Source organism: Blautia parvula (assembly GCF_020215665.1).
Taxonomy (GTDB): domain Bacteria; phylum Bacillota; class Clostridia; order Lachnospirales; family Lachnospiraceae; genus Blautia; species Blautia celeris.
Window position 1 is genome coordinate 6,087,235 of sequence record NZ_CP084061.1, and the last position, 19,945, is coordinate 6,107,179.

A 19,945-nucleotide genomic window follows, 5' to 3' on the forward strand; every position below is an offset into this window, starting at 1 on the left:
ATAGAATCAAGGGGGTGTAGACAATCAATTGTGGGAAATGATATTATTATTACGTGTACCAGATCACACCGTACGATTTGGACGGGACACCATTCTGATTATGCGAATGCCATTTTGAAAGGAGAAGTATGCCAGAGTTTGAATTTTATTTGACCGGCAGTCTGGAAAAAATATTTCCGGATACTGAGCCAAAGGCAATGGGCGAGGCACACAGAATCTCAATTCTGAGAGGAGAAGTGCCTGCGGTACAGATTGCCTACAGGAGAAAATGCGGTGGGGAGAACCTTCCATATAAATACCGTTTTCAATGTAAAGTGACAGGAATACCGGCTAGCGCGCGTTTCCGTGATGTGGAGTTGGTACCATCCGCCTTTCCCTGTTATGAGGTTACGGATGAGAATTATCTGACAACCCGGCCGGGGCTGTTTCCGGACCTGCTGAAACCCAAAAAAGAGAATATTATCACGCCAATGCCCGGGCAGTTTCGGGCATTGTGGATTGATTTTCCGGATACAAAAACGCTGGATGCCGGGGTATATCAGGCGGCGGTTGAGCTGACCATGCTGCCGGAAGTATACATGGGAGATGGTACACTTAAAAAGCCGGAACACATGGAATGTGAAAGAGCGGTGTTTCCTTTTGAGCTGGAAGTGGCGGAGGCGCAGTGGAGACCGCAGTCTCTCATACATACAGAGTGGTTTCATGCTGACTGCCTGGCAGATTTCTATCGGACGGAAGTATTCAGCGAAATGCACTGGAAAGTCATAGAAAAGCAGATTGCCCTTGCAGGGAGAGAGCTGGGGGTCAATATGATCTTGACGCCTGTGTTTACACCGCCCCTGGACACTGCGATTGGAGGAGAGCGCACAACGGTTCAATTGGTTGAGGCAGAATTGAAAGAGGACGGTTATCTTTTTGATTTTACAAAGCTGAAAAGGTGGTGTGATATCTGCAGACGGTCAGGGATTGAGAATCTTGAGATTGCCCATCTCTTCACCCAGTGGGGGGCAAAGGCGACGCCGAAGATATATGTCACAGAGAATGGCCTTAAGACACAGAAATTCGGGTGGCATGTACCGGCTGTGAGCAGAGAATACAGAAGATTTCTGGAAGCCTTTCTTCCGGCGCTTCAGGAGAATCTGGAAGCGTTTGGGTTTGACAGAGAGCATGTTTATTTTCATATCTCTGACGAACCGTCAAGGGAGAATCTGGACAGTTATATACAGGCTAAGGCAGCAGTGGAGGACCTGTTGAAAGGGTGGAAGGTGATGGATGCCCTGAGTGATTACGTGTTCTATGAAAAAGGGATCGTGGAAAATCCAATTCCCTCCAATGACCATATCCAGGCTTTTATAGATCACGGGGTGGAGCACCTCTGGGTATATTACTGCTGTGCGCAGAATAATAAAGTGCCAAACCGCTTTTTTGCCATGCCAAGTGCCAGAAACCGGATTATGGGTGTGCTGATGTATCTGTATAGGATAGAGGGTTTTTTGCACTGGGGATATAACTTTTATAATTCTATGTTTTCCATAGAGCATATCGATCCCTTTTTTGACACGCATGCAGGTTTTGCGTTTCCATCCGGAGACCCATTTCTGGTGTATCCCGGCGCGGACGGGGAACCATGGTCTTCCATCCGGGCAGAGGTACAGCGGGAGGGACTTGACGATATGCGTGCTTTGGAGGAACTGGAAAAAAGAGTTGGCAGGGAGAGGGTAGTGGAAATTATATATGAGGGTGTAGAAGGAAAGATCACGTTTGAGAACTATCCGCAGGATGCGGAGTATCTTTACAGACTGAGGAATAAAGTGGCAGCAGAGATGAAAAGGGCTGTGGGAAAATAAAGAGATGGGCTTCCGGGGAAATCGACCCGGGAGCCTTTTTACATATCACAAAACAGAAAGATGGCAGCTGGCAGGGTAGAACATTCTCCTCAAATGCGCTATAATATATATACAAAGATAAAAACACAACGTGCGGCAGGGCCATACAGACCCGGTAGGTAGTCCGGGCGCAGACCGGATGTGCAGATATTCCGGTCTGTAAGTAACCTTCCTCCTTAGGTCGTCCCTTCTTTGCAGGACATGTGCAGTGGTATTCGGATGGATAACCCTCACAGTCCATAAAAACATTTCAAGGAGGAACGATTATGGACAGGATCTCGATAACGGTGAAGGTGTTTTTTCAGGACCCTTTTTGGATTGGCCTGTGTGAGAGAACGGACAGAAGAGGATGTTCCGTGTGCAAGATCACATTCGGACCGGAGCCAAAAGAGTATGAGGTACAGGAATTTATCAGTCAGTACTGGTATCGTCTGAGTTTCAGTCCGGCTGTTGCTGAAACTGAAATGAGGTGTAAGTAGCTTGTTAGAAGAGGAGTATATTGTAAATCGTATAAAAGTTCTCTGTGAGAAGAAGGAGATGTCTATGTATGCTTTATCGAAAAAACGGATATAAGCCAGTCATCTTTATCTAACCTGATAGACAGGAGTAGTACACCTACTTTTTGTGTATTGTTGGAAAGGCAAGGAAATGAAGAAGGGCGTTATATTTTTATTTGTATTTATGCTTGCGGGCTGTTCGCCATATCATAACGAAAATAATTTGATAGAGGATGGGGCTGTACTGGAGGAGCAGACCGAATTAGCTGTCGGTAATTTCTTAAACCGTAATCGGGATGGTCTGGAGTTTGATGTTTTCTGCATGTTAGAGGATGACCATTGAAGTAATAGTGGACGGGCGGGAACTGGTTTGATTTGAAGGGAGGGTGATTCTGATATGGAATTACCTTATTGTTTGTCATTAAAAAAGAATAGGGGGATTGGAAATGGATGAATATAACAAAAATAAATTGCACCAAAATATTATAATAGCAATTATAGGAGGATTGTTATTAGCAATAGCATATTTTAATAAAGGTAAAGTAACCAATAGGGAGTTTTTTTACGAAGTATTGTTAAACATTTCATTTATTCTCTTAACATTAGTTGTTGTAAATGTTATATGGGGAGTGCTTGGCGGAGAGCCAACTGAAAAAATGATTAATACATTGGTGAATTTTAATCCACTGATTAAGCATAGTAAAGAAGCTGGGTTGACTGATTTTTATTCTACGACTGGAAAAGTGCCCCAGGAAGAACAAATTAATTTTCTTAAAAGTGCCAAACGAAATGTAGATATAATGGGCTATTGTTTAGGTTTGATTATATTGGCTCATAGCTATGAAAATACTTTGGAATATTTACTGAAAAAGGGAATAAATATACGTATTCTATTTATGGATGAAAATCATAAAAATTTAGAAGCTATTGTTGATACAAATATAAAAAATCATAGTTATGAAAGTATAAGAAGTGACATAAGGACCAATGAACAATTATATATTTCATTGCAAAAAAAGGCGGAGAAGAATAACTATAAAGGAAAATTACAATATGTAAAGGTTACTAAAGGGATGATATTGAGCCATATTGATAGAGTCGATAATAAAATGATGGTAACACCATATATGTATACATATAATTCACAAGATGATCCATTACTCAAAATTAATGGAAAAGACACACCATTATTTAAAATGTATGAGCATGAATTTACAGAATTGTGGAATGAAAATTGCAATAATATAAGGGGGTGAAATCCCATAGAGTTTCTGGTTTGATGATTTGAAGGATTGAACTGACCTGTGGATATATCACCTAGGAGTTTTTGGGACAGCATCGCCTTCAAAGATAATGTAAACACCCCGGGGTACATCTGTCAGGTGTTTGGACATCACCTTTTTGGTCAAAAGGAAATCATATTTCCGGAGACAGAAATCATCGCTTAAATTCCTTATAATGATGGTATGCATTAAAAATGTAAATTCATTGTAAGGAGGCCACGACTATGACAAAATATCGTGAAATCCTAAGGCTCACAGCACTAGGATTATCCCAGCGAAACATCATCCAAAGTATTGGTGTTTCTAAGAAAGCAATTGTTAAGGTTTAACATAGAGCACAGGAATTGAAGCTTGCCTGGCCATTGAATGAGTTGATAGTGTCAATTATTTTTTCGCAAATTAATTTTTACCGTCTGGTTGCCGGGATTTATCCGGCTACGATATCAGACCCTTCCTGGATATCCATTTCATACAGATGATCCATATTCATATAGCGTTTTACACCCCACTGGGTACCTGCTGCATGACGGAGTCTGGCACATACGAGCATTAAAGCACTCTGCCCATTCGGGAAGGCACAGATTGCTTTTGTTCGTCTCTTGATTTCACGGTTGAGACGCTCAATTGTATTATTGGTACGGATTCGACTCCAGTGCTGGCTGGGGAAATCCATATATGTAAGTGTTTCATCAATACCGTCTTCCAGTCTCTTGGCAGCGGAGGAAATCTTCCTTTCACGGAGTTTTTGGGCTGCCTGAGCTGCTTTTTCACGGGCAGCTGATTTACATTCCTGTGAATGAATTGCCTTTAACATCATGGCTACTTCCTTCATACATTTGCGTGGTGTTGCAGAGAAGATGTTGCGGTAGAAATGTACAGTACAACGCTGATATTTTGCATCAGGAAACACTTCGGGTATTGTTTCAAGCATACCAAAGCATTTATCACCTATGATGAGGCGTACACCATATAAACCACGCTATTTGAGCCAGATAAAGAAGGAATGCCAACTCTCTTTATCTTCCTTCATTCCCTCGACTGCGCCAATAATTTCACGTCAACCGTCCTGATTAACGCCCATTGCAACAAGGATGGAGACGTTTTGAACCTCACCGCCCCAGCTGCGTTTCAGGTATACACCATCCACATAAACATAGGGATATTCCCCTGTCAGAGGTCTTGTACGCCAAGTTTCAATGTGTTTATAGGCCTTTTTGTCAAGGTTACTGATGGTTCCGGGAGACACTTTGGTTCCCCACAGCGAACAGAAACACCGGCAAGGTACATCTCGATAAGGGCTTCTTCAACAGAGCATTCTCTGCGGCGATACCATTCGATAATAGCAGTTTCAAACTGAACACCTTTTAGTTTAGGAATTTTTAGGGTGACATCCCCAGCAGTGGTCTGGAAGTTACGGTTGTAATGGCCGGAATGATACCCCTTACGATTACCAGAACGCTCATTCTTCTCAGTATTTACTAATTCTTCTGCTTCATGATCAAGCAGGGCATTGAGAGCTTCCTCAACACTGGAGCGGACTAAATCTCGTAAATCGTGCTTTATTAAATCCTTGTTGAGTTGTATAATGTTATCAGACATGTTTTATAGCCTCCTTTGTGAGATTTTTGTGCGGTAACTTAATTCTACCAAACGGCTATAGAACATGTCTATTTTTATAAAATTGAATTTGCGAAATTAATTATACGTCATCAAAATGGAATCAGGTCCGTTGTATCTGTAGGCTGAGGTTCCATAGTAAGCTATGTAATATATTCTGAATCTACTCTGTGCTGAAGATTATAAGCCGGTTTTAACTGTCCGTTTCCCATGGCATCTTCTTTCATACGCATAAAGGTCACATCATGGTCCATTTTGGAATAGCTGTTTCGTTCCACGCAGAGGTGTATATTTTCATTCTAGATAGGTAATCTTCCAATGTTTCGATGCTTTTTGAAGTGCTTTTTCTGTTCCATGGACAAAGACTACATTTTCTCTTTTCTTCAAGACATAAAGTTTTCTATGCAGCTTTTACATATTTCATCTTTACCATATCCCTATACACAATCTTCATATCTATTGCCTCCATAGACTGACTTAGTAACCGCATAGAATTTCTACGGGGATGATTGTTTCGATATTTAGCGGTATTTTAATGGATATCCGCTCTGGTCTAGACTATAATCTTTCTGTAAGCTAATGTGTTTGGTCATACATTAGTCTTACACCAACTGCCGGAATCTTTCGAGGTCTGGCAGTTATTTTTTTACGGAAAAGGAGTTGCGTACTAATTGATTAGTGCGACGGCCCCGTGTTAGTCAGTCAATTTGAATTAGAGTTCTATTCTTGTTTTCGATAACTTATCTTCACAATAAATAACTTTAATTGTCTTTTCCATACTTTTTACTCCATAACATGATAGAAAGCGCTCTATAGCGATGAAAAAAGCGGCAGGATTCCCCGGTTTTTGCGAAACAGCGGAGGATAGATACTGCCGCTCTTTTTGTATTTCTTTTATTATATTAAAAAACAATTAAAAAGAAAGTATAATGTTAAATAAAGAAAGAAAAAATATGAAAAGAAAGAAAAATAGATTGAAAAAGATAAAAAGTTAATGTAAGATAAGAATAAAATAAAAATTGTTTTGTGTGATGGAGGGAGAAAAGCAGAGATGAAAGCATATGAACTAGGCCTGTATGAAAAGGCGATGCCTTCCGCTTTGACCTGGAAAGAAAAACTGACTGCGGCGAAAGAAGCGGGGTTTGACTATGTGGAAATGAGTATTGACGCGACGGAGGAAAAGATTTCGCGCGTCGATATGGGACGGGAGGAAAAATTTTCACTAATTCGGGATATGTACGACTGCAACATTCCAGTAAGGACGATGTGCGTGAGTGCGCTAACAAAGTATTCTCTAGGAAATCCGGATGATAAGGTGGCGTGTCGGGGTGTTGAGATTGCGGAAAAATCAATACAGATGGCTTCGGATATCGGCGTGCGGGTGGTGATGATTCCGGGATACGACGTCTATTATGAGCCATCGGATGAGAGCACTAAAAAAAGATATTTAGCTAACCTGAAAAAAGTTGTAGCTTTTGCGGAAAAGGTAGGAGTGCAGCTGGGGCTGGAAACCATGGAAAATGATTTTATGAACACGGTGGAGAAGGCGATGAAATATGTGGTGCTCTGTCGGTCGAATTATCTGAAAATTTATCCGGATATCGGAAATATCACTAATGCGGCCAAGCTGTATAAAATGGATGTACTGGAGGATCTGCAGCTGGGGGAGGGAAATATCATCTCGATGCATTTGAAGGAGACGTTTCCGGGTAAGTTCAGGGAAGTGCCCTACGGAGAGGGACAGGTGGATTTTGAGGCGGCAATCCGCAAGGCCTGGGAGATGGGTGTGCGCAGATATGTGGCGGAATTCTGGTATATGGGGCAGCAAAACTGGAGAGAGGAGCTGAAAAAAGCTTACGATAAAATGTCTACAATTTTAAATCAACAGGAGGGTATCTTATGAGAGTCGAAAAAAAGGTGATTTCCAATCTGACAAAGTGCTATTCGATTGCACCGCTGGAATATCATGGGAATCGTCATCTGCTGGTGGCGGCGGAGAAAGTGGACCGGTGTCTGCTGTTTGATGAGGATGGAAATCAGGAGGATGTGGTGTGGGAGGAGCCGGGCGGAGTCATGACCATGGTTCAGGTTCCGGGAACGGACGGACAGTTTCTGGCAACGCAGAAATTTTATTCCCCTAATGATTCTAGAGAGGCGAAAATTGTAATTGTAACGCCGAAGGAGAAAGGGGATTGGGAAGTACAGACCCTGGTTGAGCTTCCGTTTGTACACCGGTTTGATATTTTGACTAGAAACGGTGTGCGTTATTTGATTGCCTGCGTGCTGAAATCGGATCATGAATACAAGGATGACTGGAGGTTCCCAGGTAAAGTGTACTCAGCAGTGCTGCCAGAAAATCTAAGTGGGTTTGATGACAAACATCAGCTGCAGTTGGAGGTATTAATGGATGGAATGTTGAAAAACCATGGTTATTATCGGGTGGAAGAGAAGGATGTTATGACAAGCGTAATTTCCTGCGACGGAGGTGTATATCAGTTTTATCCGCCAAAAGAAGCGGGAGAGTCCTGGAATATCGAAAAACTGATTGACGATGCGGCCAGCGACGCGGTACTGGTGGATTTTGACGGAGACGGAGAAAAAGAATTGGCGGTGATTGCAGCGTTTCATGGAGATAAGGTTCGCTTTTATAAGAAAAAAGACGAAAAATTCCAGCTGGAATACGAATTTGGGGAGAGCCGGAAATTTCTTCACGCTATTTACGGCGGTATGCTGTGTGGCAGGCCGGCGCTGATTACGGGCCATCGGAAAGGGGAAAGAGATTTGATGGTATTTACCTATGATCAGCAGGAGAAAACCTACAAAATGGACTATATTGACCGGGACTGCGGCTCCGCTAATGTGTACCATTTTCAAAAGGACGGGTATGACAAGCTGATATCCACAAATAGAGAGATTAACGAAGTGGCTCTCTACACGATTTATGAAGATTGACGGAAGCAGGAGATGTTGGAGAAGAAATGAAGATACTTGTTTTGGACGTTGGAACATCGAGTATGAGGGGAATTTTATATAACTGCGGCGGGACAAAGCTTTTGGAGGAGGCAAGTCCCTATTGTGCGAAGTATCTGCCGGGGGGACAGGTGCAGCAGGATGTCGCTGAGTGGGAAAATGCCATGTGGCAAATTTTGAGAAGTGCTGCGGAGAGGGCAAAAGCCAATGGATGGACAATTGATGCGGTTTCCATGACGGCGCAGAGATCCTCTGTGATTGCGGCAGATGAAAAAATGCATCCGCTGCAACCGGCGATTATGTGGCAGGACAAGCGGACAACGGAGATTTGCAGCCGACTGGAACAGGAAAATGAGTGGGTCTTTTCCCGTTGCGGTTCCAGAATCAACCCGGTGTTTGCCGCTTCAAAAATGACGTGGATTCGGGAAAATCAGCCTGGGATTTATGAGCGGACACACAAATTTCTGGTGATCTCGGATTATCTTTTATACCTTTTGACGGGGGAGTGCAAAACGGATTATACTTATGGGAGCAGGACGCTGCTGATGGATCTTCGGAATAGGAGATGGGACGATCAGCTGCTGGAGCTGTTTGCGGTTGAGCGAGAAAAACTGTGTGAACTTACGGAGCCTGGGACGATTTTCGGAGTGCTGACGAAGGACGCCGCTGAGAGGACAGGACTGTTTCCAGGAACGCCTGTCATTTCAGCTGGAGGAGATCAGCAATGTGGAGCAATCGGACAGGGAGTGTTTTCTCAGGGGCGGACATCTATCACAGCGGGAACGGGGGGCTATATCATTACCGCGTCGGACGGGGTACCTTCGAATTTGGCTGCTGACATTACCTGTAATTGTTCTTCACTTCCGAATCAATATATTCTGGAAGCGGGAATGCTGACCTGCTGCTCCGCCTTTGACTGGTTTCGCAGGAATTTCTGTAAGGATTGGGATATTGAAAAAATAAGTGCGGCAGTGGAGGAAGTACCTCCGGGGGCGGAGGGCTTGATTTGCCTGCCGCTTTTTTCGGGGCGGGGCAATCCGGACTGGAACAACGCGGCGAGAGGGGTGTTTGGTAATGTTTCGCTGAATCACGAAAAGCGGCATTTTTTAAGGGCGCTTCTGGAAGGGGTCTGTTATGAATTCGCCAATGGACTTGGTGTGATACGGCGGTATGTAAAGGTGGCTGATGTTGCTTTAAACGGAGGGCTGTCCAACAGCCGGGTGTTTGACCAGATGCTGTGCGACGTGCTGGGTATTCCTGTTGTCAAAAGGGGCGGGGCGGACGCTACTGCTCTGGGGGCACTGATTGTAGCGGCGCACGCGTTAGATCCTTCCTGCGAGCCGGAACAAATTTTTAACGAAGTACACAAAAAATCGGTCATTGCGCGGTTTGAGCCGGATGATAAGAACGAAAAGATCTATCGGGAAGGTCTTTTGAGAATGAACGACTGGTATCAAAAGATATATTGATTATGGAGAAAAACTATGCTGGATTTGGAAGGAAAAACAATGAAAACGGTGGATAAGGCAGCGGATATCGTGATCATCAATTTGCTGTTTATTCTGACAAGTCTGCCGGTGGTGACCATCGGAGCCTCTGCGTCCGCGATGTGTTATGTCATGCAGAGACTTTCGAAAAATGAGGAGGGGTATACGGCAAAGGATTATTTCAAGGCGTTTTGGCAGAATTTAAAAAAAGGAACGCAGCTGTGGCTTCTGATGCTGCCGGTATTGGTTTTGATGGTGTGGAACATATGGGCGCTGATGGTGAATTATCGGCTGTTTCCAGGATGGATTGTGGGGCTTACCGGGATGGGAAGCTTGATTGTTTTGATGGTTATGCTATATATTTTTCCGCTGCAGGCCCATTTCGAGAACAGCATAGGAAATACGATTAAAAATGCAGTGACAGTCATGTTGCTGAATCTGCCGAGATCGCTCCTAATGCTGCTGGTATTTTTTGCGCCGGCCGCAGCGGTGGCCATATCGTATTCCTCCCTGGTGGCTGTCCTGTTCTGTGGCTTTTCGCTTCCGGCGTATATCAGTTGTTTCTTATATCGAAAGATGTTTGAGCGAATGTCTGAAAAAGAGGGGTAGACCAGACTCCGGGGGCTGTATTTGCCTGTCTGAGGCAGGGAGTGAATACAGTCCCCCAGTGTTTAGGAAAGTTCTGCTTTATAGGGGACGGTGATAACCCGGATCCCCATGTTTTCAATTGTAATGCGGTCTTTATCTCTGATATGGCTGTCAGTCACCAGTATGTCCACCTTATCAAGACCGCAGATGTGGAAGCTGTCTTCTCTTCCAATTTTATAACTGGCGGCTATGATGATGACGGAACCTGTGGTCTGTTCAATCATTGCCTGGTTGATGATGGATTCCTCCAAAAGAGGACTGGTGACTCCACCGGAAAAGCTAATCCCTCTGACGCCGATAATGCACTTGGAGGCATAATTGCGTCTGAGTATATCTACGGCGTAAGGACCGGAGAGGCTGCTGCGCCCCGGAAGGATTTGACCTCCAGTCATCAGCAGGATTGTGTTTGGATTGATATTTCTTGATAACAGGCGGGCGTTGTTGGATATGATAGTGACGGGAAGGTCATCTATGTACTCCACCACATAAGAAGCGGTGGTGGAGCTGTTGATTAGAACAACCTCGTCTTTTTTGATTAGGTCGGCTGCCGCTCTGGCCAGAGCCCTTTGGCGTGTGATGGAGAGATTAGAAGCTGCTGTTCCGTCTACAGCCGGGGGATCATAGATTTTTTTCGCGCCGCCGAAGGTGCGTTCGATTCTTCCCTCCAGAGCCAGTGCATCCAGATCTTTGCGGATGGTTACGCTGGTGACGTTTAATATTTTTGCCAGCTCATTGACGCTGATTGTTCGGTTGGTGTCAATAAGAGAAATAATCTGATCGCGTCGTTCGTTTATCGCAGTAATTGTATTTTTCATCGTTCTGATATCCTTTCCAAAATACTGTTTCTTTATTTTATTTTACCATAAAACAATTAAAAAACAAGTAAAAAATGAAAAACAAGAAAAATACACAAATAAACTGCGCATTGTTTGTGTAAAACTCTGAAAAAGAAAATAAAAATTGAAAAAAGAAAAAAAATATGGTATAAAAGAAACATAAAGCATTTGCAAATGATTATTAGAAAATTAAAAAAGAAACTAAAAGAGGCAAAAGGAGGGCTTTATTATGAAAAAGAAACTGGTATCTATTTTGATGGCATCGCTTATGGCATTTTCCCTTGCGGCATGCGGAGGAGGAGACGACAAAGACAAGGATTCTTCCGGTAAGACGACGCTGAGGCTGGCACTTTGGGATTATGATGTGGATAAGGATATGTATGATCCGATTATCGAGGCGTTTGAGAAAGAGAACCAGGATATTGAGATTGAGATTGTAAGCAGTCCGAATGCGGATTACGAGACAAAACTGACGACGATGCTGTCCGGCGGAGATGATATCGATGTATTTTTCGCGAAATCTAATACCGCACTTCCGGGGCTTCAGGCGAAAGGGTACTGCATGAATCTATCCAACCTGTTGGAAGAAAATAAGTTTGATACGTCCAGCTACGGAACAGTTTTGGAGCAGCAGATGACCTTTGACGACAATGTATATGCGCTTCCGTTCAGAACAAATGACTGGGTACTGTTCTACAACAAGAATTTGTTTGACAAGGCGGGAATCGCTTATCCTACAGACCAGATGACTTGGCAGGATGTAGGAAAACTGGCGAAAGAAGTGACGGAAAAATCGGCAGATGGAGTGTATGGCTACAGCTTCCAGCCGAAGGTAGGATTTATTTTTCCGATGCTGGCAGGAACGATGGACGGATTTGATATCACCACGTCAGATCTTTCCTGTACTACAACCGCGCTGGATTGGATTCTGGATATGCAGGAAAGTGGAGCAATGGAGGAATATTCCGAGTCGGTTTCCATGAACAAGGATCAGACATATTTTTATAACGGAGAGTGGGCAATGATGTGGAACGGTTCCTGGTTTGTACAGAGCCTGAATCTGCAGGAAAATCTGGGTTTCGAGTGGGGAATTGTGAAATCCCCGTATTGGGAAGGAACCGAGAAGAATGGTTTCGTTACCTCTACACCGCTTTGCATTAACGCTTCTACAAAGCATGCGGAGGAGGCTTATAAATTCCTTACTTTTTCCTGCGGTGAGGAGGGAGCTTCCCTGCTGGCAAAAAGCAACCTCGTTCCGGGTTATATGAACGATACCGTTTTGGATTCCTACAAAGAAAATGTCGGTCTGGACGAGAGTTCTCTGAATGCGCTGATGGATAATACCACTTATAGCTTTGGCGAGCCGAACAATGTGTTCAGCGAGATTATCAGCGCGGGACAGAAAGAGATGGAACTGGTGCTGACGGGCAACGAGACGCCGGAGGATTTCGTAAAGAACTTCACGGAACAGAGAAAAGAACTGATTGACAACGCAGAATAAAAGATGACCTTTTACAGTAAATGTTCTTTGCACGAATGAGTGCTTAGAACATTTACTGTATATGGCGCAGGTACTGTCAATCATGAAAACGGAGACGATTATGGAAAAAACAACATTGCAAAAAAGAAGCGCCGCGATTATCCGAAGAAACAGGAAAAAGGCTTATTTATTTTTGCTTCCAAACTTCCTAGGCTTTTTTGTGTTTACGCTGATACCGGTAATTACCGCGCTGGTTTACAGTCTGACGGACTATGATGGAAATAACAGGATGAATTTTGTGGGGCTGAAAAACTTTTTACAGCTGTTTTCGGACAGCAGCTTTGTATTTTCCCTGCAGAACACCTTGATTTATACGATCGTTACTGTGCCGCTGATTATTCTTTTGTCTCTGCTGGTATCCGTACTGATGAACAACGGGGTTAAGGGTGCGCCCATATATCGGGCGATTATGCTGTTCCCGCATATTGCTTCGATCGTGGCGGTTACTGTAGTATGGCAGTTTTTGTATAATGCCAAAAGCGGCCCGATCAATCAGATTTTGCAGACGTTTGGAGTTGATAATCCCCCCGCGTGGCTGTCGAATCAGAAAACCGCACTGATCGCGGTAATGATTATGATCGTTTGGAAGGGAATTGGATATTATATGATCATTTATCTGGCTGGACTGAGAGGAATTCCGGCGGATCAGTACGAGGCGGCTACTGTGGACGGAGCAAACGCCTGGGAAAAACTGCGCTATGTGACCATACCGAATCTGAGACCGGTTACGTTCTACGCGACGATTATGTGCATCATCAATTCTTTCCAGGTATTCACCCCAATCTATGTAATGACAAAAGGAGGACCGGGAAGAGCGACCAGTGTTCTGGTTCTGAAGATTTATGAGGACGCTTTTGTAAACTACAAGTTTGGCTATGCTTCGGCAGAGGCGATGATTCTGTTTCTTCTGATTTTGATTGTGACATTGATTCAGTTCTATCACAACAAGAAGATGGAAGCATAGTAAGGAGACATTATGAAGAAGACAAGTGGAAAGAAAATAATCTTTGTAGTCATAAAGTATGCTGTGGTACTGCTGATTACAATTTCAATGGTGGTACCGTTTATCTGGATGCTGTCGGCCTCTTTCAAGACGAATCTGGAAGTGTTTGAATTTCCGATTCGGTGGATTCCGGAGACGATCCACTTCGAAAATTACACAAATGTGTGGGACGTGGCCAACTATCCCCGGATGTTTTTAAACACCGTGAAGCTGACAGTCATCATCACCGTTCTTCAAATTCTCACATCGACGCTGGCGGCTTATGCGTTCAGTAAAATCTATTTTCCGGAGAGAAACGTGCTGTTTCTGACGTATCTGGCGACACTGATGGTTCCCTATCAGGTGGTGATGATTCCGCAGTTTTCCATCATCCGTCAGATGGGACTGACGAATACGCACCTGGCGCTGATCATGATTCAGGCGTTTACGCCGATGGGAGTATTTCTGATCAAGCAGTTTTTCGATGGAATACCGGATGAACTGATTGAGGCGGCCAGAATTGATGGACTCAGTGAGTTTGGTATTTACAGCAAAATGATGCTGCCGCTGTCAAAATCGGCCATCGTTTCGCTGGCGATTCTGACGATTACCGCAACCTGGAACGACTTTCTGGCTCCGTTGATTTACATCAGTGATAAGAATCTTTACACGATTCAACTGGGACTTCGAAATCTTTGTTCAGAGTATACGACCGAGTATGGACAAATCATGGCCGCATCCGTGATGTCAGTGATTCCAATCTTTATTCTGTACTGCTTCTGTCAAAGGTTTTTTGAGGAAGGCATGGTTTCTGGAGCGGTGAAAGGATAGGAGGATAGAGAATGTCTGTAAATTTAAGCAAGGATTGTGCCGAGGATATTCTTCGGGAAATGACCGTGGAGGAGAAAGCGGCACTGATAACCGGCGGACTGCCCTATGGCACTGCGGCAAACGAACGTCTGGGAATTCCCAATGCGCTTTTGAATGATTCCATGGCGGGAATCAATTTCCGGCAGCTGTTTGCCGATTACTGCGCGATGGAAACGGGGGAGAATATTCTTGTTAGTCTGCGTAGATGCGAGAAGATTCTTCAGCAGCTGAGGGAAACCCATGAGATACACCCCGAGGAGCTGGACGATACCGCCATGGTGGCGTACGAGGCCATCAAAAAGCATTTGAACGGGAATGTGGAACAGACCTACCAGGTGACCAGTTTTCCTGCCGGTAATCTGTTGGGCTCTACCTGGAATCCGCAGATGGTATTTCGCTGTGCGGAGGCACTGGCAAGGGAATTCGACGTGTTTGGAGTGGATGTGATACTTACACCCAATGTGAATATTCAAAGGGACCCATTGGGAGGACGCCTTTTTGAGAGTTATTCGGAGGATCCATACCTGACTGCGGAGCTGGGAGCAGCGTTTGTAAGGGGAATTCAGGAGACCGGGATTCTGGCGGATCCCAAGCACTTTGCGGTGAACAACCATGAGAAGGAGCGTAAGGGAATCAATGTGCATGTGCAGGAGCGGGCGCTGAGGGAAATCTATTTCCCAGGATTTGAAGCCTGTGTAAAGCAGGGCGGCGCGAAAACCTTTATGAGTGCTTATAATAAAATTAACGGAACCGCCTGCTCCGCAAACGGGGAGCTTCTGACGAAACTGCTCCGGGAAGAGTGGGGTTTTGATGGGATTGTAATCAGCGACTGGGGCGGTGTCTATGACTCGGTGGAAGCAATCAAGGCAGGGAATGATCTGGAGATGCCGCAGATTGACAACCGTAGCGAGGTGCTGAAGGCTCTGAAGGACTGCAGACTTTCTATGGAGGAACTGGATTTGACGGTTCTTCGTATCTTAAAGTGTTTGAAGGAGATGCCTTGTGTGAAAGGGCACAGGTATTATGAGATTGACACCCAGCATTCTCAGGAAGCTGCGTACCGGGCGATAGCAGAGGGAATTGTGCTTCTTAAGAATCAGGAACAGGTGCTGCCGTTGAAAATAGATGCGTCGGTAAATATGGTGGGAGAAGGCGTCCATACACTTCTGGAATGCGGAGGAGGTAGTGCAGAGGTACTTCGGAAACGTTCGGAAAGCCTGTATGAATGTATGCGGGCGAAGGCGGGTGTCTCTGCGATAGAAAACTGGGAGGAGATAGAGACGTCTGATGCAGACTATGTGGTTCTGGTGGGAAAATCACGAGGACAGGAAGGTGTTGACCGGGCAGCGATGCTTTTGGACCAAGAGGATCAGGAATTTGTGGTTCATACCTTGAAGAAGGCAAAAGAGGAAGGGAAAAAGACGATATTGATTTTGAATATTGCGGGGCCGGTGGATATGAGGGAGTATGAGGCGTACGCGGATGCGGTTCTGTGTGTGTTTATTCCCGGATGTCAGGGGAACCGGGCGCTGGCGGACGTGATTTACGGAGATGTAAACCCATCAGGGAAACTGGCGATCACATTCCCGAAAAAATATGAGGACTGCCCGACTTTTGGCAATTTTCCGGGCTATAATGCCTCGGTATGGTATGGGGAGGGGATTTATGTGGGATATCGTTATTACGATACTAAGCAGCTGGAGCCTGCGTATCCGTTTGGCTACGGACTATCCTATACCCGGTTTTCCATACATGACCTGAAGCTGGAAAAGAACATATTTGAGGAGGAAAACATCCGTTTTTCTGTAGATGTGACAAACGAGGGCGATAGGGATGGTAAAGAGGTAATTCAGGTCTATATACACCAGAACAGACCATTTTTACAGAAACCGCAGAAAGAATTGAAGGCTTTCAAAAAAATTGAGATACCGGCGAATGAGACGCGGACAGCTTTTTTTGAGTTGAGCCCGCGGCAGCTGGCAAGTTATGATGAAAAGTTGCAGGCGTTTGTGACGGAGCCGGGGATTTACACGATTCAGGTGGGGAATTCCAGCAGAAATATTCAAGTGGAGGCAGAAATTGCCTTCCGATGTGCGGATCCTTACGGTTATGGAGAGCAGACAAGGATAGCCACTATATGGTCGGATGAACGTTGCCGGGAAATTTACCGAAAGTATTTTGAAGATAAATGCAGTATAGATATGTACAATGATCTGCTGGGCTATACGCCGGATTATCCGGTAGGAAAAGCGCTCAGAGAGCGGATTCCTGCGGAAGCGTACGCGTCACCGAGGGAAAAGGATGAAAACATCTCCGCGTTTTTCGATGAGTTAGCGAGAATTGATTTGGGAAAATTGGATTTCTGATAGCAACGCCAGCGCGCAGAGAAAGAATAACTGTCTTTGCGGGCCAATCTGGGAAATGAGGTATGTATGGTAAATTTAAAAGAAGCGCCTTTTTTTCTCTCAGACACAGATATCGTTTGGGTGGAGGAAACCTTAAGCCATATGAGCGTGGAGGAGAAGATAGGACAGCTGTTTATCATGCTGGATCGGACGAAGGATCGCGAAGAAGCAAGGAAACTGATTCAGGAGTATCATATCGGCGGATGCAGATATGAAAACGAACCGGCAGAACAGATTTATGAACAGAATAAATTTTATCAGGAATGCGCTAAAATACCGCTTCTGATTGCGTGCAACTGTGACAGCGGCGGCAATGGAGCCTGCTCGGATGGTACCTATGTGGCCAGCGCGGCGGCCTGCGGAGCGGCGGGGGACGACGTCACTGCAGAACATGTAGGGTATGTAGGGGCAACGGAAGCGGCCGCGGTGGGATGCAACTGGAATTTCGGGCCGGTGTGTGATATCAAAAAGAATTGGAGAAATACGGTGGTGAATACCAGAGCATTCAGTTCGGATACCGACCGTGTCATAAAAAATGCCCGGGCATATGTTAGGGGGATGAGAAAAGCAGGCGTCGCTGTCACTGCGAAGCATTTTCCGGGAGACGGCGTAGATGAGCTTGATCAGCATCTGGTGATGGGAACCAATAATCTTTCCTGTGAGGAGTGGGATGAGAGCTTTGGTAGAGTTTATCGGACCATGATAGCGGACGGTGTGGAAGCCGTGATGGTGGGCCACATCGCCCTTCCTGCTTACGAGCGGAAATTTGTGCCGGAGATTTCGGATGTGAAAATTGTGCCGGCGACGTTGTCTGAAAATCTTTTGCAGAAGCTTTTGCGTGATCAGTTAGGCTTTAATGGTGTGATTGTCACTGATGCTACCCACATGGGAGGGTTTACCAGCTCTATGCCCCGGAAAAAACAGGTTCCGGGAGCGATTGCTGCGGGATGCGATATGTTTTTGTTTTTTAACGATGTGGGAGAAGATTTTTCCTACATGCTTCAGGGATATCGGGATGGAGTGATCACGCCTGGGCGTTTGGACGATGCGGTGACGCGGATCTTGGGGCTGAAAGCGCATCTGAAACTGCATGAGAAGGCACGTGCTGGAGAGCTGATCGGTGCGCGGGAACAACTGGCTGTGATAGGGTGTCAGGAACACAAAAGAATGGCGGAGAATGCAGCGGTAAAGAGTATTACATTGGTGAAAGATTCTCTGCACCAGCTTCCGGTCTCACCTAAAACACACCGGCGGGTTTATGTGATTGTGGTCAGCAATCCGCCTATTACAAGGGAAAACCGGGAGGATCCGGTAAAGGAGCAGATTCGGTGCATCATGACCGAATGCGGCTATGAGGTGACACTGCATGACAGTTATTATGATCTGACGGTTAAACATGGATTTTCGCGGGAAAACATGATGAAATCCGTGGTGATTGGGAGTGTGGAGAAATTTAAGCAAAAATATGACGCTGTGTTTATGTTTATCAACATTTCGGGATACGCACAGAAAAATATTGTGCGTCTGGAATGGGCTGTCAAGCATTCTACCGAGATTCCCTGGTATGTGCATGAGCTACCCACAGTGATTATTTCTTTGAACTATACCAATCATTTGATTGATGTTCCCATGGCGAAATGCTTTATCAACGCCTATGCGCCGACGGAGCAGGTACTGGAGCACCTGATGAGAAAGCTGGCGGGAAAGGAAGCGTTTGAGGGGCAGGCAGAAGCAAATGTATTCTGCGGACGCTGGGATACAAGAACCTAGAGCGAGCAGATTGTTACAATAAGTGTGTCAGAAGATAAGGAGGACAATTATGAGCAAGATCAGCGAAATGACAAGAGAATCCTGGATCAGCAACACGTTTCCGGAGTGGGGAACCTGGTTGGTGGAGGACATCGAAAACGAGAAGGTGGCCTCGGGAAATGTGGCAATGTGGTGGCTGGGATGTACCGGTATCTGGATGAAAACGCCAAGCGATACCAATCTTACAATAGACCTGTGGTGCGGCAACGGAAAACGGACGCACGGGAATGGCAAGATGGCGCCGGGGCATCAAATGGCAAATATGTGCGGGGCGCGAAAGATGCAGCCGAACCTGAGAAATGTTCCCTTTGTAATTGATCCTTTTGCGTTTAAGACGGTGGATGCGGTTCTGGCGACACATTATCATCAGGATCATATGTCCGCGGAGTGGGCAGCGCATGTGATTAATTCGGGAATGACGACTACAGATGAGTCGGGAAAAAAGATTCCGGTTCCTTTTATCGGCCCCAAAAAATCGGTGGCAACTTGGGTGAAATGGGGCGTACCCAAGGAGCGGTGCATTACAGTAAAACCGGGAGATGTGATTCGGATAAAAGACATTGAGATTGTGGTTCTGGACAGCTTTGATCGAACCTGTATCGTGACGACGGATTCTACCGAGGAAGACCGGGAGGAGCTGACCGGTAAATGTCCTACAGATATGGACGATAAAGCAGTAAATTATCTTTTGAAAACGCCGGGGGGCAATATTTATCACTCTGGAGACTCTCATTTTTCCATTTATTTCGCGAAACATGGAAAAGATTACGATATCGATGTGGCATTCGGATCCTTTGGGGAGAACCCAATCGGTATGCACGATAAAATGACCTCGATCGATGTCCTTCGGATGGCGGAGAATCTGCAGTGCAGGGTGGTGATTCCAATCCATTGGGATGTATGGACCAACTTCCAGGCAGACTGTGAGGAAATTAAGTTGCTTTATGATTTTAAGAAGGACCGTAACGAATATAGATTCCATCCGTTTTTCTGGCAGGTGGGAGGCAAATATACCTATCCGATGGATCAAGAGAAGATTTACTATCATCATAGGAGAGGATTTGAGGATTGTTTTGAGGCTCCGCAGAACATCCCGTTCCGTTCCTGCCTGTAAG

Annotated in this window: 15 protein-coding genes and 1 pseudogene; 14 read left to right on the forward strand and 2 right to left on the reverse strand. The window is 45.2% G+C overall.

Annotated features, from left to right (window positions below; genetic code table 11):
* Positions 1-128: 128 nt before the first annotated feature.
* The 4 genes from LC508_RS27530 (at position 129) to LC508_RS27545 (ending at position 3,639) form a co-directional block, all read left to right on the forward strand.
* Positions 129-1,847, forward strand: coding sequence for a DUF4091 domain-containing protein (locus tag LC508_RS27530; protein ID WP_103733194.1), 1,719 nt, complete (start codon positions 129-131; stop codon positions 1,845-1,847).
* Positions 1,848-2,152: 305 nt separating this feature from the next.
* Positions 2,153-2,365 carry a YjdF family protein gene (locus tag LC508_RS27535; RefSeq protein ID WP_225305277.1) on the forward strand — a complete coding sequence of 71 codons (213 nt, stop codon included), beginning with the start codon at positions 2,153-2,155 and terminating at the stop codon, positions 2,363-2,365.
* Between the two features lie 169 nt (positions 2,366-2,534).
* The gene (locus LC508_RS27540; protein WP_118593802.1) at positions 2,535-2,726 is read left to right on the forward strand and encodes a hypothetical protein; all 192 of its coding nucleotides are present in this window, start codon (positions 2,535-2,537) and stop codon (positions 2,724-2,726) included.
* A gap of 103 nt (positions 2,727-2,829) precedes the next feature.
* A complete protein-coding gene (locus LC508_RS27545) occupies positions 2,830-3,639 on the forward strand; it encodes a hypothetical protein (protein ID WP_118593801.1) in 810 nt (269 codons plus the stop codon).
* A 454-nt stretch (positions 3,640-4,093) separates the two neighbouring features.
* On the opposite strand, the pseudogene LC508_RS27550 reads toward LC508_RS27545, so the two are convergent.
* A pseudogene (locus tag LC508_RS27550) lies at positions 4,094-5,265 on the reverse strand (IS256 family transposase).
* 1,069 nt (positions 5,266-6,334) lie between these two features.
* Between LC508_RS27550 and LC508_RS27555 the strand changes: the two are divergent.
* From LC508_RS27555 to LC508_RS27570, 4 genes are read left to right on the forward strand one after another with little or no spacing between them, the layout of a single operon-like run.
* Positions 6,335-7,186: an L-ribulose-5-phosphate 3-epimerase gene (locus LC508_RS27555; protein ID WP_103732936.1), complete on the forward strand. Its 852-nt coding sequence runs from the start codon at positions 6,335-6,337 to the stop codon at positions 7,184-7,186.
* Entirely contained in the window at positions 7,183-8,235 is a 1,053-nt protein-coding gene (locus tag LC508_RS27560; RefSeq protein ID WP_054353298.1) for a hypothetical protein, read from the forward strand. Before LC508_RS27555 ends, LC508_RS27560 begins: the two co-directional genes overlap by 4 nt.
* A gap of 26 nt (positions 8,236-8,261) precedes the next feature.
* Positions 8,262-9,722: a xylulokinase gene (locus tag LC508_RS27565; RefSeq protein WP_103732935.1), complete on the forward strand. Its 1,461-nt coding sequence runs from the start codon at positions 8,262-8,264 to the stop codon at positions 9,720-9,722.
* Between the two features lie 15 nt (positions 9,723-9,737).
* Complete coding sequence (locus LC508_RS27570; protein ID WP_103732934.1) at positions 9,738-10,349, forward strand: YesL family protein; 612 nt, start codon at positions 9,738-9,740, stop codon at positions 10,347-10,349.
* A 62-nt stretch (positions 10,350-10,411) separates the two neighbouring features.
* Here LC508_RS27570 and LC508_RS27575 read toward each other — a convergent pair whose 3' ends face one another.
* Entirely contained in the window at positions 10,412-11,203 is a 792-nt protein-coding gene (locus LC508_RS27575; RefSeq protein ID WP_118593800.1) for a DeoR/GlpR family DNA-binding transcription regulator, read from the reverse strand.
* A gap of 250 nt (positions 11,204-11,453) precedes the next feature.
* On the opposite strand from LC508_RS27575, the gene LC508_RS27580 reads away from it, so the two are divergent.
* The 6 genes from LC508_RS27580 to ulaG all read left to right on the forward strand — a co-directional run bounded on the left by LC508_RS27580 (position 11,454) and on the right by ulaG (position 19,944).
* Positions 11,454-12,725: an ABC transporter substrate-binding protein gene (locus LC508_RS27580; RefSeq protein ID WP_103732383.1), complete on the forward strand. Its 1,272-nt coding sequence runs from the start codon at positions 11,454-11,456 to the stop codon at positions 12,723-12,725.
* Between the two features lie 100 nt (positions 12,726-12,825).
* Positions 12,826-13,728: a carbohydrate ABC transporter permease gene (locus LC508_RS27585; RefSeq protein ID WP_054353325.1), complete on the forward strand. Its 903-nt coding sequence runs from the start codon at positions 12,826-12,828 to the stop codon at positions 13,726-13,728.
* A gap of 12 nt (positions 13,729-13,740) precedes the next feature.
* Entirely contained in the window at positions 13,741-14,577 is an 837-nt protein-coding gene (locus LC508_RS27590; RefSeq protein WP_103732384.1) for a carbohydrate ABC transporter permease, read from the forward strand.
* Positions 14,578-14,588: 11 nt separating this feature from the next.
* Positions 14,589-16,982 carry a glycoside hydrolase family 3 N-terminal domain-containing protein gene (locus LC508_RS27595; RefSeq protein WP_103732385.1) on the forward strand — a complete coding sequence of 798 codons (2,394 nt, stop codon included), beginning with the start codon at positions 14,589-14,591 and terminating at the stop codon, positions 16,980-16,982.
* 66 nt (positions 16,983-17,048) lie between these two features.
* On the forward strand, positions 17,049-18,791 hold the full coding sequence (locus tag LC508_RS27600; RefSeq protein WP_103732386.1) for a glycoside hydrolase family 3 protein: 1,743 nt from the start codon (positions 17,049-17,051) through the stop codon (positions 18,789-18,791).
* Between the two features lie 49 nt (positions 18,792-18,840).
* Positions 18,841-19,944 carry an L-ascorbate 6-phosphate lactonase gene (ulaG, locus tag LC508_RS27605; RefSeq protein WP_103732387.1) on the forward strand — a complete coding sequence of 368 codons (1,104 nt, stop codon included), beginning with the start codon at positions 18,841-18,843 and terminating at the stop codon, positions 19,942-19,944.
* Position 19,945 lies beyond the last annotated feature (1 nt).